The organism is Proteus sp. fly-1008 (assembly GCF_040140305.1).
Taxonomy (GTDB): domain Bacteria; phylum Pseudomonadota; class Gammaproteobacteria; order Enterobacterales; family Enterobacteriaceae; genus Proteus; species Proteus vulgaris_B.
Genome location: NZ_JBEEWH010000001.1, coordinates 927603 through 941616, shown reverse-complemented (window position 1 = coordinate 941616; position 14014 = coordinate 927603). Strand labels below are relative to the sequence as shown.

The window sequence follows — 14014 nt, the reverse complement described above, 5'->3', positions numbered from 1 at the left end:
TGTCTAGTTTGAAGCGAAGTTCAATAATTATGCGTTTTCTTGTTGGCTTGCTTGAATCGCTGTCAACGCAACGGTGTAGACGATATCATCGACTAATGCACCACGAGAAAGGTCATTCACTGGTTTACGCATACCTTGTAACATTGGTCCGATTGAAACCAAGTCAGCTGAACGTTGTACCGCTTTGTAAGTGGTATTACCGGTGTTCAGATCAGGGAAGATAAACACAGTCGCTTTACCTGCAACAGGTGAATTTGGCGCTTTAGATTTAGCAACGTCAGCCATAACAGCCGCGTCGTATTGTAAAGGACCATCAATTATCAGATCAGGGCGTTTTTCTTGTGCTAAACGTGTCGCTTCGCGTACTTTCTCTACATCGCTACCAGCACCAGAATTACCCGTAGAATAAGAAATCATTGCAACGCGAGGGTCGATACCGAATGCAATGGCAGAATCAGCGGATTGGATTGCAATTTCAGCCAGTTGTTCAGCCGTTGGATCTGGATTAATTGCACAGTCACCATAAACATAAACTTGCTCAGGTAACAGCATAAAGAACACAGAAGACACTAATGAGCTACCAGGTGCAGTTTTGATTAACTGTAGTGGTGGGCGAATAGTGTTAGCAGTTGTATGAACAGCACCAGAAACAAGACCGTCTACTTCGCCTTTTTCTAGCATTAATGTGCCGAGAACCACGTTATCTTCTAACTGTTCACGAGCAACAACTTCTGTCATACCTTTATTTTTGCGCAGTTCAACTAAACGAGGTACGTAAATTTCACGAACTTCTTTCGGATTGACTAATTCAATACCGGTGCCTAATTCAACGCCTTGTGCTGTAGCTACACGACGAATTTCTTCAGGATCACCTAACAGCACGCAAGTTGCGATACCACGATCAGCACAAATTGCTGCCGCTTTAACGGTACGTGGCTCATCACCTTCAGGTAAAACGATACGTTTTTTCGCTTTACGTGCTAATTCTGTTAATTGATAACGGAACGCTGGTGGTGATAGACGGTTAGGACGCTCAGAGTTTGCTGTCAGTGAATCAATCCATTGTGTATTGATGTGTTGAGCAACGTAGTTCTGAATTTTTTCAATACGCTCATGGTCATCAGCAGGCACTTCTAAGCTAAAGCTTTGCAGATTTAAAGAGGTCTGCCAAGTGTTCGCATTAACCATAAAGATTGGTAAGCCAGTCTCAAATGCACGTTCACAAAGTTGTTTGATTGGTGCATCAATTTGGTAACCACCTGTTAGTAGGATTGCACCAATTTCAACGCCATTCATTGCTGCAAGGCACGCTGAAACTAATACATCAGGGCGATCCGCTGAGGTAACTAACAGTGAGCCAGGGCGGAAGTGCTCTAACATATGGGGAATGCTACGTGCACAGAAAGTGACAGATTTAATACGACGGGTTTCAATATCGCCTTTATTGACGACAGTCGCATTTAAGTGTTTTGCCATATCTGTTGCACGGGTAGCGATTAAATCGAAGTTCCATGGAATGCAACCCAGCAAAGGCAGTGGGCTATTTTTTTCAATGGTTTTTAAATCGACATTGGAGATAATCGCTTTACTTGAATCATCAAAGATTTCAGATAAGTCCGGGCGAGTACGACCTTGATCATCAACAGGTGCATTTAGTTTGTTAACAATAACGCCTGTGATATTTTGGTTTTTTACACCGCCAAATTCAGCACGCGCAAATTCGATACGCTCTTTTAGCTGTTCAACCGTGTTGTTACCTAATGCAGTAACGAAAACAATTTCAGCACCTAATGTTTTTGCAATTTCATAGTTTAATGATTGTGCAAAAGGGTGCTTACGCATAGGTACCAGACCTTCGATGAGAATAACTTCAGCATCAGCGGTGTTTTCATGGTATCTAGCAACAATTTCTTCCATCAGAACATCTTTTTGGTTTGAGCTGAGCAGAGACTCAACATAATCCATATTTAAAGGTTCTGATGATTGAATAGTGGAGTGAGAGCGGATAATCGCAGTTGTCTGATCTAATGCGCCTTTTACACGAGGTTGTGCAATAGGTTTGAACACGCTAAGGCGAACGCCTTTTTGTTCCATAGAACGGATAACACCCAAGCTGACGCTGGTTAAACCTACGCGTGTATCAGTTGGGACTAGCATAATTGTACGGGACACGGAAACCTCTTTAAATATCGGTTGCTCGTTATGTAAAACAGTACTGCCAGCATGACACTGGCAGTACATCAAAGAACTTAAGCGGTCAGGCGACTTGCGTCCTGAGCGATAACTAACTCTTCGTTAGTTGGGATAACAACAGCAAGGCGGCTGTTATCGGTAGTGATAGTGCCTGATTTACCGAAACGTGCATCTAGGTTACGCTGATGGTCAACTTCAAAACCTAATAGAGCCAGTTTTTTCAGAGATAATTCACGTACCATTGCTGCGTTTTCACCGATGCCACCAGTAAAGATAATAGCATCTAAACGACCTTCCATCAGTGCACAGTAAGAACCGATGTATTTCGCTAAACGATGGCAATAAACGTCCATGGCACGTTTAGCATCTGCTTTAGTTTCGTAGTTATCTTCAACATAACGGCAGTCACTAGTGACTTCAGTTAAACCTAATAAGCCAGATTCTTTAGTTAGCAGTTTATTAATGTCATCAACACTCATACCTAAAGTATCATGTAAATGGAATACGATAGCAGGGTCGATATCACCACTACGTGTACCCATCACTAAACCTTCTAATGGAGTCAGACCCATAGAAGTATCAACACATTTACCGTTAACGATAGCAGAAACAGAACCACCATTGCCTAAGTGGCAAGTGATTACATTCAGTTCATCAACAGGTTTGTTTAACATTTTAGCAGCTTCACGGGAAACGAAGAAATGGCTAGTTCCGTGAGCACCGTAACGACGGATGCTGTGATCTTTATATAAGCTGTATGGCAGTGCATACAGATAAGCTTCTTCTGGCATTGTTTGGTGGAATGCAGTGTCAAATACCGCAACCATTTTTTCAATTAAATGAGGGAATGCTTTACGCGCTTCTTCAATACCAATAAGGTGAGCTGGGTTATGTAATGGAGCAAATGGGATAGCAGCTTCAATACCTTTGATAACTTCGTCAGTGATCACGACAGATTTAGTGAATTTCTCACCACCGTGAACAATACGGTGACCAATTGAAGCAATTTGTGCAGACAGTTCTGGTTTTTCAGCCAGAATAGTATTTACGATAAAGTTTAATGCTTCGCTATGAGCAGCACCTGCGCCTAACGCAGCTTCATGTTTTTGGCCATCCATTTTCCACTTCAGGCGGGCTTCAGGAAGGTTGAAGCATTCAGCCAAACCTGAAAGGAATTCTTCACCATTTTCTGGGTTGATAATTGCAAATTTAAGAGAAGAACTACCGCAGTTCAGTACCAGCACCAGCTTACTTGACATGGAATTACCTATTTATCTTGTTGTCGTAGTGTCTTTTATATTATAAAGACGGTGGTTAATAAAACGTCAATCATAAAAGCCTATCGCATTACTATGATGACATTAATGACGCGCATCATGCTTAAAGTAAAAACTTGATGCTAATTATAGTTGCCAATCATTAATTGGACGATTTTTATTCACCCATTAGCTTTTCGCGTTAAAATCGTCGAAAAGGGTTGAAAATCACGCCGGCAAACAAAATATAGCGCTTTATTGCCACAAACCTTTAGAATGGGCACAGGATACAGAGTAAAGGCAACAAAGACAAAATATACTTAATTCTACTAAAAGATTTTTATTCTTTATAGATATTTTTTAAAAGTTACAGAAGAAATTGATTGAGGTCATTATGAGCGAACCGACAGTGACTCCTCCCGGCTTTTTTAAGAAGCTTCGTTTGGGTAATGAGTATTTAAAAACCTGGCCGGTTGAAAAGCAATTAGCCCCCGTATTCCCTGAAAATCGCATTGTCAAAGCAACACGATTTGGCATTCGCTATATGCCGCCGATCGCCATTTTTACGATGACTTGGCAAATTGCTTTAGGGGGGAGTTTAGGGCCTGCAATTACAACGGCGTTATTTGCCTGTAGCCTGCCAATGCAAGGGTTATGGTGGTTAGGTAAGCGTGCTGCAACACCTCTTCCTGGCACATTATTACGCTGGTTTTATGAGATACGCGAGAAATTTGAAGAAGCCGGTATCGCTTTAGCACCTGTTGAACAAACGCCAACTTACCTTTCTCTAGCACATTTATTAAAACGGGCTTTTAAGCAACTTGATCGCTCTTTTCTTGATGATGTGTAGAACATTTGTTCTACCTTCGTCATTTGTCATTATTGTCCTTAGAATTACCCCCTTGAGATCAAAAAACGCGTAGTTAACACTACTCAATACTTTTGATTAATGTCATGCTCTCCTCAATGATTTCTTTGGAGAATTAATGATGGAAATGACACACGCACAACGCTTGATCCTCTCTAATCAATATAAAATGATGACTATGATGGATCCTGATAACGCTGAACGTTATCGTCGCTATCAGACAATCATTGAACGCGGTTACGGATTACAATTACGTGAACTAGACCGTGATTTTGATGAAATGTCTGAGGAGACTTGCCGTACCATTATTAACGTCATGGAAATGTACCATGCACTGCAAGTTTCTCGCGATAATTTAAAAGATCAAGAAATGCCAGATGCTCGTCGTGTCGCATTTATTGGCTTTGATGCGGCGACAGAATCCCGCTATCTTAGTTATGTGCGTTTTATGGTGAATACAGAAGGGCGCTATACGCATTTTGATAGTGGTAGTCATGGTTTCAACTCACAAACACCAATGTGGGAAAAATACCAAAGAATGCTGGCTGTTTGGTTAGCCTGCCCTCGGCAATATCACCTTAGCGCCGTTGAAATCCAACAAATTCTTAATGCGTAATACGTAACGCATCATTCTAAGGTAGGCATAAATTATGGCGATCACATGTAAAGGTTTTCTGTTTGATTTAGATGGAACATTAGTTGATTCATTACCCGTTGTTGAATATTGTTGGGCGTTATTTGGTGAACGCGTTGGCGTATCAACACAAGAGATTAATGACTATATCCACGGAAAGCCTGCTATTGAGTCGATTCGCCATTTTATGCCTAATGCTACAGAACAAGAGATAACAGATACTTTTCGCTGGTTAGAAAAATTAGAATCAACACAAACCGAAGGTTTAGCACCTCTTCCTGGGGCCATTGAGTTAATCAATCACCTTAATGAATTAGATATTCCTTGGGCAATAGTGACTTCTGGTACCGTACCAATCGCATCAACACGCCAATCGGTCACGGGTATTCCTGAGCCTAAACATTGGGTGACGGCTGAATGTATTAGTAAAGGTAAGCCTGATCCTGAACCTTATCTTTTAGGCGCAAAAAAATTAGGTTTATTGCCTCAAGAGTGTGTGGTTTTTGAAGACGCAGCAGCCGGTATTTACTCTGGTTTAGATGCAGGATGTCAAGTCGTTGCTGTACATGCCCCTTTATCCCTTCCTCGCCGTAATGAGATTCATTTAATTATTGATTCTTTAAATGATATTCAAATCGAGAAGCAAGCTGAAAAAGTGATAATAACGCACAAAAGATAGTCTTTTCTTTGATCATACTAGAAGACTTATTGATGTAAAAATGGTCTACTTATCAATGTAGTGAATTGATGTCTTAACCTGTTTTCACTTATTGCTGATCGAGGCCATTTTGAATAGCGAATTATTATGGGTTTTAAGCCTGCTATTGATAGCTATTGTCCTTTTTACGACCAATAAAATCCGTATGGATGTGGTCGCTTTACTTGTCATCATCGCATTCGTTCTTAGCGGTACACTTACATTAAATGAAGCTACAGTAGGATTTAGTGATCCTAACGTATTACTAATTGCTGCCCTTTTTGTTATTGGAGAAGGGTTAGTGAGAACAGGTGTGGCTTATCAAATGGGGGACTGGCTTGTACGTGTCGCGGGTAGCAGTGAAGTTAAAATGCTTGTGCTATTAATGATATGTGTTGCAAGTTTGGGGGCTTTCATGAGCTCAACAGGGGTGGTAGCTATCTTTATTCCTGTTGTGCTGAGCGTTGCTGCTCGTATGAAAACATCACCAGGTCGTTTAATGATGCCACTAGGTTTTGCGGGCCTTATCAGTGGATTAATGACCTTAGTGGCGACTCCACCTAATATGGTTGTTAACAGTGAATTAGTCAGAGAAGGATTGCCAAGTTTTCAATTTTTCTCCATTACACCTATTGGCATTGCTGTATTGTTTGCCGGTATTCTATATATGCTGGTGGTACGCCGTTGGTTAGGAAATAACGATAATGGTAAGCAAAAAGAGGCTTATCGTCGTACTTTCCGTGATCTTATTCGTGATTATCAATTAGCAGGACGTGCTCGTCGTTTAGCTATTCGTAAAGGTTCCCCACTTATAGGTCATTCACTTGATGAATTGCACCTACGTTCTCGTTATGGTGCAAACGTTGTTGGTATTGAACGCTGGAGGCGGTTTCGGCGCGTGATGGTCAGCGCAACAGGGGGCACTGAATTAAGAGAGCGTGATGTTTTATTGGTAGATATGTCTGCCAGTGATGTTGATTTGCGCGAATTTTGCCGTGAACAGATGTTAGAGCCGATGGTATTACGTGGAGAATATTTCTCTGAACAGTCACGTGATGTAGGCCTTGCTGAAGTATCCATGAATCCAGATTCAGAGTTATTAGGCAAATCATTAAGAGAGATAAAATTCCGTACTCGCTACGGGTTAAACGTTGTTGCTATTCGCCGAGAAGGTAATGCGTTGCCGGGTAAAATTGTTGATGAACCATTACGCCTCGGTGATGTGCTGTTGGTTATTGGTGATTGGAAACTTATTCGTGTTTTATCGACTAAACCACGTAATTTCATCGTGTTAAATTTAGCTGCAGAAATTGAAACTGTTGCGCCAGCCTCATCACAAGCACCTCATGCATTATTTTCGTTAGCATTAATGGTAGCGTTAATGGTGACAAATGAAGTACCCAACTTTATTGCAGCACTTATTGCTTGTTTATTAATGGGTAAATTCCGTTGTATTGATATGGAAAGTGCCTATCGTTCTATCCATTGGCCAAGTATTATTTTGATTGTAGGTATGATGCCATTTGCCGCTGCATTACAAAAAACAGGTGGTATTGAGCTTATTGTGAATGGTTTAATGGATGTTGCGGGTAGTGCTGGGCCTCAAGTGATGTTGGTGTGTTTATTTATACTCTGTGCGTCAATTGGGTTGTTTATCTCAAATACAGCAACGGCAGTATTAATGGCACCCATTGCGATTGCTGCTGCGAATCAAATGAATGTTTCACCATTACCCTTTGCAATGGTTATTGGTGTTGCGGCATCCGCAGCCTTCATGACACCGGTTTCCTCGCCCGTTAATACGCTTATTCTTGAACCGGGTGGATATAAGTTTGCTGATTTTATCAAGATTGGTGTGCCATTTACGATAATCGTAATGCTGATTAGTGTCTTCCTGATCCCGCTATTATTCCCATTCTAATTATCAATATTTTTGTTTTGCTGAAACGCTGTTTGTTAATTAATAGACAGCGTTTTTTATTTATTGTGCGATGTTTTTTATTTGATGTATGCGATATATCTATGAATGTGTGTTTTCTGAAAATCTTTCTTAGAAAAAAAAGTATAGTCATATTATTGATCTGAAAATAATTTAATAAGAGAGATATATAATGTGTATAAATTCAATAAGCACCCCAAACAACATTTTGATTCAGAATGATAAAAATACTCAAGATGACAAGAGAATAAGCACTATATCAAACAATAGTAGAGAGTTTAAAACTAATGGCAATAATCATACATCAAAAGGAAGTAACAAAGTATTAAGTAATAAAATAAAAAAGATAATAATAGAAAAAAATAGCCAGGGTAAATCAACAGCAAGAGTAAATAATAAAAACATTATTTTTTCTAGTGAACATAATAAAAATTTGACTCAAAGTGTTAGCGATGATCTAAAACAGATAAAACAGGCTATTTCTACACGTCGTACTGTTTTTAAAGGATTGATCGCGAATAATTTGATGAATAATAAAGAAAGTGTGGGGAATGAGATATTATCAAAGTATAATAATTTTACTTCATTAGCACCTGAGTTTCATGATAAAGCATCAAAAGCAATGACTAATTTTTCTATTTCATTAGAATTAAACAATGCAGATGAGGCAATAATTTTTTCTATATTAGAAAATAATAATAAGAATGATTCTGTTGAGTATGTAAAGGATTATTTAAATGAAAAATACCAAGAATATATAGACGCTGAAAAAAATAAGTTGAATATCACTAATAGAGCAAAAAATATATTAAAAACAATGGAGTCAAATAAATTTGATAAAAAAATAGAAGGTCTTTTTGAACTTGTTAATGATTTTAAAAATAAAAATATTGTTAGAAATAAAAGTGATTTAAATACACATGATATTTTTCAAGGAATTGCTGAACACTATCTTAATGACAATAATATTCATGTTAATTTAGAACAAGCCGAAAATATTATTGAAAAAATGATCAAAGATCAAGGTTTAGAGTTTGCTGCTACATTAAACGCAGAAAAACGATTAGAGACAGTTAATTCGGCAATTGACCAAACATTAGATTATATGAAAGCACTAAGACTTAATGAAAATAAAAATGATATAATAATGCTTGCTATGGGAAAAACAAAAAGTATCAATAGAAGTAATGTATTTATTAGAGGTATGAAAGGAATAAGAAATCTAGTTATTGGTAAAGATAATAGCAAAATTGATAGGCTAAATAAATTAACAGAAGGTTTGATCGTAAGTTTTGAATCCAATACATTGAAGTTTTTAGCAGAAAATATAAAGGAAATGGAAAATATACAAGGTATGAATGATAAGGATATTAATCCTGATAAAAACGATGTAAAAAATGAAGATTGATTTATATCATTAAATTACAGTATCAACTTTAAAGTGAGTGATTATTATCACTCACTAATTTCATCAAGCGATAAACTAAACCCTGGTACAAACACCTTCATAAAATAGTCCATCTCCGGGCTGTGTCTTTCTGCTAGGGTCTTTTCTAACCGATTTTTAGCCAGATTAAATTCGCTATTGCCTGCGGCTAACTCTTCAAGACATTTTAAATAAGCGCACAGACTATCTGCTTGCTTAACAATAAAGGTTTCTTCTTCACTATGTAATTGTTCATCGATCAGCGGACGAAAATCATCTTGTAACTCTTCAGGTAGCATTTCAATTAATTTTTGCTGTGCATATTTTTCTATTTTTTTATATTCATGGGCAATTTGCGGATTGTGATATTTAATGGGGGTTGGCATATCGCCGGTGATCACTTCGCTGGCATCATGATACATCGCTTGTAATGCGATACGCTCAGCATTGACATTACCATCAAACTTACGATTTTTAATCACCGCTAAAGCATGGGCGACAAAAGCGACTTGTAAACTGTGCTCAGAAACATTTTCTTGGCGAATATTACGCATTAAAGGCCAACGAGTAATGAGTTTCAAGCGAGAAAGGTGGGCAAAAAAGTAACTCATAATATCTCCCAATTGTGTGATTGAAGACATTATTGTGAGTGGATAATTAACAGATGTAAACGCCAATAAAAAAGAAAATAAAAAAACGCAATATAACGGGTTGTTATACTGCGTTTTCTCTAATAGAAGACAATTTTATTGGTGATAACCCACAATAAAGCGTCCAAATTTTTGAATTGCCATATCTAAATCATCTTCACGGGGAAGGGTGACGATGCGGAAATGGTCTGGGTATGGCCAGTTAAAGGCAGTACCTTGTACCAGTAAAACTTTTTCTTGCAGTAATAAATCAAGGATCATCTTCTGATCGTCTTTAATACTGTAGCGATTAAGGTCTATTTTAGGGAACATATATAATGCACCCATAGGTTTAACGCAAGACACACCAGGAATTTGATTGATCAGTTCCCAAGCGCGATTGCGTTGTTCATATAAGCGACCACCCGGTAGAATAAATTCGCTAATACTTTGATAACCACCTAATGCAGTTTGAATAGCGTGTTGCATCGGAACGTTGGCGCATAATCGCATGGAAGCCAGCATATTTAAGCCTTCAATGTAGCTTTTAGCATGCTTTTTAGGGCCGTTTAATACCATCCAACCTTGGCGGAAACCCGCAACGCGATAGGTTTTTGATAAGCCATTAAAGGTGACTGTTAATAAGTCAGGTGCCATCGCTGCAATAGAATGGTGTTCCGCATCATCATAGAGAATTTTATCGTAGATTTCGTCGGCAAAGATAATTAGGTCATGTTGACGAGCTATTTCAACGATTTCCATCAAAATATCTTTGCTATATACCGCACCAGTTGGATTGTTTGGATTAATAATAACAATACCACGGGTATTTTTTGTAATTTTGCTACGAATATCATCGAGATCAGGGAACCAGCCTTGCTGTTCATCACACATATAATGAACTGCGTTTCCTCCAGAAAGGGAAACGGCAGCTGTCCATAAAGGATAATCTGGAGCGGGCACTAGCATTTCATCGCCATTATTTAATAAGGCTTGCATTGCTTGCACGATTAACTCAGAAACACCATTACCAATATAGATGTCTTCAACAGTGACGTCACGCATGTCACGAGCTTGATAATGCTGCATGATAGCTTTACGTGCAGAGAACAGTCCTTTTGAATCACTATAGCCCTGTGAGCTTGGTAGATTACGAATAACATCTACTAAAATTTCATCAGGTGCTTCAAAGCCAAAAGGTGCCGGGTTACCAATATTGAGTTTTAAAACTTTATTACCTTCTTCTTCCAGACGTTTTGCTTCTTGCAAAACCGGACCTCTAATGTCGTAACAGACATGTTCGAGTTTGTTTGATTTTTTAATTTGATTCATAGCGCGTTTACCTAATAGGGTCTGACGTGTATCTCTACTGTGGTGACTTAGCGACATTTATCGCCAATTGCTATTCATATAGAAAGATACAAATGAAAAGGCTGCCCCAGCAAATAACTGTTCTATCACTCTACTCTTACGTTACAAACTTTTGAAGATGCTAGGTAATTTTTGGTGTAAAAGGTCAGTTTATTCTTAGAATGTTATTCTGATGACTGATTGTGTGGTTTATGGCGGGTTTATATTTCAGTTTTGATAATAATTCTAGATTATTATTCTAGTGAATAAGGGCTTTTTAGTGTGGTGATCAGAAATAAGTTGATGTGATACATAGATAGATGGGATGTTGCATAATCAATTATTGAATAATTTTATCGGATTTGTATTATCTGACTTAATATATTAAATTTTCAAATAATATGGTTAAATCTACTTTATTCTATAGCAATCAATCGGTTTAAGTATAAATTAAATTTAAATCTTAAATTTAATTTATAGGGGAAGATACTTAAATTGGAATGCATAGTTAAGATAATTTAAATTATTTTCAAAATGTTAAAATTTATGTACGAGAAAACAATATAGTATGATCCAAGTCTAACTTGTGATGATGGTATGCAGTTCTTTCTTGTGAATGCTTGAAATGATAATAAAATTTAATTTGTTACAAAAAGATGCAATTCCTTTCTATCTAGGAGGTGTAAACGATAAGAAACAAATGTAAAGTATTCGGTATGTCTTTGCTCTCCTTTTCAGAGTAGAGTACTGTCTAATTAGAAGTCTTTTTTAGACTTTTGATAAAAAAACACCAGGTATATGTAATTTAAAAATCAAAAATAAGTGAAGAATAAACAATGATTAATGCAAATCGTCCGATAATGAATCTCGACCTCGATCTGCTTAGAACGTTTGTAGCTGTAGCAGATTTAAACACGTTTGCAGCCGCAGCTGCTGCTGTATGTCGAACCCAGTCAGCTGTTAGTCAGCAGATGCAACGTTTAGAGCAATTGGTGGGCAGAGAGCTTTTCGCCCGTCATGGTCGTAATAAGTTACTTACAGAGCATGGCCTTCAATTATTAGGTTATGCTCGTCAAATTTTACGTGCGAATGATGATGCAACTGCGTCATTAACGTATAGCGATGCAGAAGGGGAGCTACGTATTGGTGCCTCTGACGACTCTGTTGATACTTTATTGCCTTTTTTATTAAACCGTATCGCGTCAGTATATCCACGTTTAGCGGTTGATGTACGTATTAAACGTTCTCAATATATTGAAGCAATGCTAGATAATCATGAAATTGATTTAGCATTAACAACAGCCCGTATTGGTCATCACCCGCGTACAGCGTTACGCACCGCACCTGTGTTATGGCACTGTGCGCCTGATTTCCAAATACAAATGAATGAGCCTATTCCTTTAGTTGTGATGGATGAAACAAACCCATTCCGTCAATTAGCAACGAACACACTAGATGATGCAGGCATTCAATGGCGTATTGCGTATGAAGCTGCTTCTTTATCTGCTGTTCGTGCGGCCGTAAATGCAGAAGTGGGTATTACTGCGCGTCCACTTGAAATGCAAAATGCCGATTTACGTATTTTAGGCGAAAGTGAAGGTTTACCGCGTTTACCTGAAACACAATATTGGTTATATCGTAACTTTGATGAACAAAATGAAGCGGTGTTAACAGTGTTCAATGCAATTGAAAACAAGAAAACACCTTATACCGTCACTGCACCTGAAGATATTAGCTCGACTGAGCTGGAATAATCACATTAATCGTTGTGTAGATATTGAGTGTTAAAACACAAAAATTAAAGATTAAAAAAATAGTCAAATAAGACTAAATAGTGATGAATAATGATAAACGGGAATAGATGCAATTAAGCGCATTTATTTCCGTTTTTTTATTGTCATATTTGGATATAGTAACATTGTGTTAATATTTATGTTGATTTATGTATTCATCTTTGTGACATTTCATTCTATAACCGCCTTAACTGCTTGTTAAAAAAATGTTTACCTTCCCCCTTGGTTAATCACTTGTAGGATTTGTTAACAAATAAAAAGATTGTCTAGGTTTTTAGAGAATAAAAACACAAATCAAAACGGATATTTGACCTCCTCCACAATATTGGAAAGTTAATTTGTTAAAATTTGGATAAATTTTAAACTGATTAAGTATTTTTTCGACTATTTTGTGAGTTTGATCAAGAAAATAAGGCACATTTGCCTGTGTTGAGTCAGGTTTTTCCTGAGATACTGGTGTAGTAAAATCGAATTATCGGTTAGACTAAGCGTGTTAGTAAAAATTTTGTAGATTGACTGACACGTTTTAGCATTAGCCAGTAATTGGGTGTTAAAAATGAGTGTTAAATTTGTTAAATCGCGATAGAAAACAGTGTGATTTATTACAAAGTTTTCTAAAAAATAAGAAAGGTATAAATAGACTGTTATTAGTTGTTTAATTAGCAAGTCTGTTTAATACGCCTTTTTTTTCGTAATTAGAAATGTGGTGTAAACCGCCGGATAAGAGTTGGTTAATTGACACCACCTTTGATGAGTAAGCAATGAGTATGTCTACAACCACCGAAGTTATCGCCCATCATTGGGCATTTGCTGTCTTCCTCATAGGCGCATTGGGGTTATGTTCGCTCATGTTGTTGGGCGCCCGCTATTTAGGCGGACGCGCACAGGCAAGGGCAAAGCATGTTCCTTATGAATCTGGTCTTGATTCTGTTGGCAGCGCTCGTCTGCGCATGTCGGCTAAATTCTATTTAGTTGCCATGTTTTTCGTTATTTTCGATGTTGAAGCATTGTTTCTTTATGCCTGGGCTGTTTCCGTTCGTGAAGTCGGCTGGTTAGGCTTTATTGAAGCATCAGTCTTCATCGCTATTTTATTAGCTGGATTATTCTATTTGGTTCGCATAGGTGCATTAGATTGGACGCCTATTCGCTCTCGCCGTGAAACTGCGAGTAAAAGCCATGTTCGATTAACCAGCGGCAAACATCCGCAGCAGTAATAAGCGAGGCATTAG

11 protein-coding genes are annotated in these 14014 nt (G+C 38.0%); 7 read left to right on the top strand and 4 right to left on the bottom strand.

Features of this window, described 5'->3' with window-relative positions; all coding sequences use genetic code 11:
- Window positions 1-27 precede the first annotated feature (27 nt).
- Window positions 28-2172: a phosphate acetyltransferase gene (gene pta, locus ABN256_RS04360; protein WP_072068618.1), complete on the bottom strand. Its 2145-nt coding sequence runs from the start codon at window positions 2170-2172 to the stop codon at window positions 28-30.
- Between the two features lie 77 nt (window positions 2173-2249).
- The gene (ackA, locus tag ABN256_RS04355; protein ID WP_072068617.1) at window positions 2250-3452 is read right to left on the bottom strand and encodes an acetate kinase; all 1203 of its coding nucleotides are present in this window, start codon (window positions 3450-3452) and stop codon (window positions 2250-2252) included.
- 391 nt (window positions 3453-3843) lie between these two features.
- Between ackA and yfbV the strand changes: the two genes are divergently transcribed.
- From yfbV to ABN256_RS04330, 5 genes are all read left to right on the top strand, one after another.
- Window positions 3844-4299, top strand: coding sequence for a terminus macrodomain insulation protein YfbV (gene yfbV / locus ABN256_RS04350; RefSeq protein WP_072068616.1), 456 nt, complete (start codon window positions 3844-3846; stop codon window positions 4297-4299).
- 139 nt (window positions 4300-4438) lie between these two features.
- Complete coding sequence (locus ABN256_RS04345; RefSeq protein ID WP_072068750.1) at window positions 4439-4933, top strand: YfbU family protein; 495 nt, start codon at window positions 4439-4441, stop codon at window positions 4931-4933.
- 34 nt (window positions 4934-4967) lie between these two features.
- Window positions 4968-5630: a sugar phosphatase gene (locus tag ABN256_RS04340; RefSeq protein ID WP_072068615.1), complete on the top strand. Its 663-nt coding sequence runs from the start codon at window positions 4968-4970 to the stop codon at window positions 5628-5630.
- A gap of 109 nt (window positions 5631-5739) precedes the next feature.
- The gene (locus ABN256_RS04335; RefSeq protein WP_072068614.1) at window positions 5740-7569 is read left to right on the top strand and encodes an SLC13 family permease; all 1830 of its coding nucleotides are present in this window, start codon (window positions 5740-5742) and stop codon (window positions 7567-7569) included.
- 190 nt (window positions 7570-7759) lie between these two features.
- Entirely contained in the window at window positions 7760-8995 is a 1236-nt protein-coding gene (locus tag ABN256_RS04330) for a hypothetical protein (protein WP_340893414.1), read from the top strand.
- Window positions 8996-9042: 47 nt separating this feature from the next.
- Here ABN256_RS04330 and yfbR read toward each other — a convergent pair whose 3' ends face one another.
- Entirely contained in the window at window positions 9043-9624 is a 582-nt protein-coding gene (gene yfbR / locus ABN256_RS04325; RefSeq protein ID WP_049203494.1) for a 5'-deoxynucleotidase, read from the bottom strand.
- Between the two features lie 135 nt (window positions 9625-9759).
- Window positions 9760-10974: a pyridoxal phosphate-dependent aminotransferase gene (locus ABN256_RS04320; protein ID WP_072068611.1), complete on the bottom strand. Its 1215-nt coding sequence runs from the start codon at window positions 10972-10974 to the stop codon at window positions 9760-9762.
- A gap of 854 nt (window positions 10975-11828) precedes the next feature.
- Between ABN256_RS04320 and hexA the strand changes: the two genes are divergently transcribed.
- Together hexA and ABN256_RS04310 are read left to right on the top strand one after the other, a co-directional pair.
- Window positions 11829-12746, top strand: coding sequence for a transcriptional regulator HexA (hexA, locus tag ABN256_RS04315; RefSeq protein ID WP_072068610.1), 918 nt, complete (start codon window positions 11829-11831; stop codon window positions 12744-12746).
- Between the two features lie 800 nt (window positions 12747-13546).
- Entirely contained in the window at window positions 13547-13999 is a 453-nt protein-coding gene (locus ABN256_RS04310) for an NADH-quinone oxidoreductase subunit A (protein WP_072068609.1), read from the top strand.
- The last annotated feature ends 15 nt before the right edge of the window (window positions 14000-14014 follow it).

What these genes read in the sequence shown, in the direction of transcription:
- ackA (WP_072068617.1), bottom strand. Translation starts at nt 3,452, where the DNA reads ATGTCAAGTAAGCTGGTGCTGGTACTGAACTGCGGTAGTTCTTCTCTT.
- yfbV (WP_072068616.1), top strand. Translation starts at nt 3,844, where the DNA reads ATGAGCGAACCGACAGTGACTCCTCCCGGCTTTTTTAAGAAGCTTCGT.
- ABN256_RS04345 (WP_072068750.1), top strand. Translation starts at nt 4,439, where the DNA reads ATGGAAATGACACACGCACAACGCTTGATCCTCTCTAATCAATATAAA.
- ABN256_RS04340 (WP_072068615.1), top strand. Translation starts at nt 4,968, where the DNA reads ATGGCGATCACATGTAAAGGTTTTCTGTTTGATTTAGATGGAACATTA.
- ABN256_RS04330 (WP_340893414.1), top strand. Translation starts at nt 7,760, where the DNA reads ATGTGTATAAATTCAATAAGCACCCCAAACAACATTTTGATTCAGAAT.
- yfbR (WP_049203494.1), bottom strand. Translation starts at nt 9,624, where the DNA reads ATGAGTTACTTTTTTGCCCACCTTTCTCGCTTGAAACTCATTACTCGT.
- ABN256_RS04320 (WP_072068611.1), bottom strand. Translation starts at nt 10,974, where the DNA reads ATGAATCAAATTAAAAAATCAAACAAACTCGAACATGTCTGTTACGAC.
- hexA (WP_072068610.1), top strand. Translation starts at nt 11,829, where the DNA reads ATGATTAATGCAAATCGTCCGATAATGAATCTCGACCTCGATCTGCTT.
- ABN256_RS04310 (WP_072068609.1), top strand. Translation starts at nt 13,547, where the DNA reads ATGAGTATGTCTACAACCACCGAAGTTATCGCCCATCATTGGGCATTT.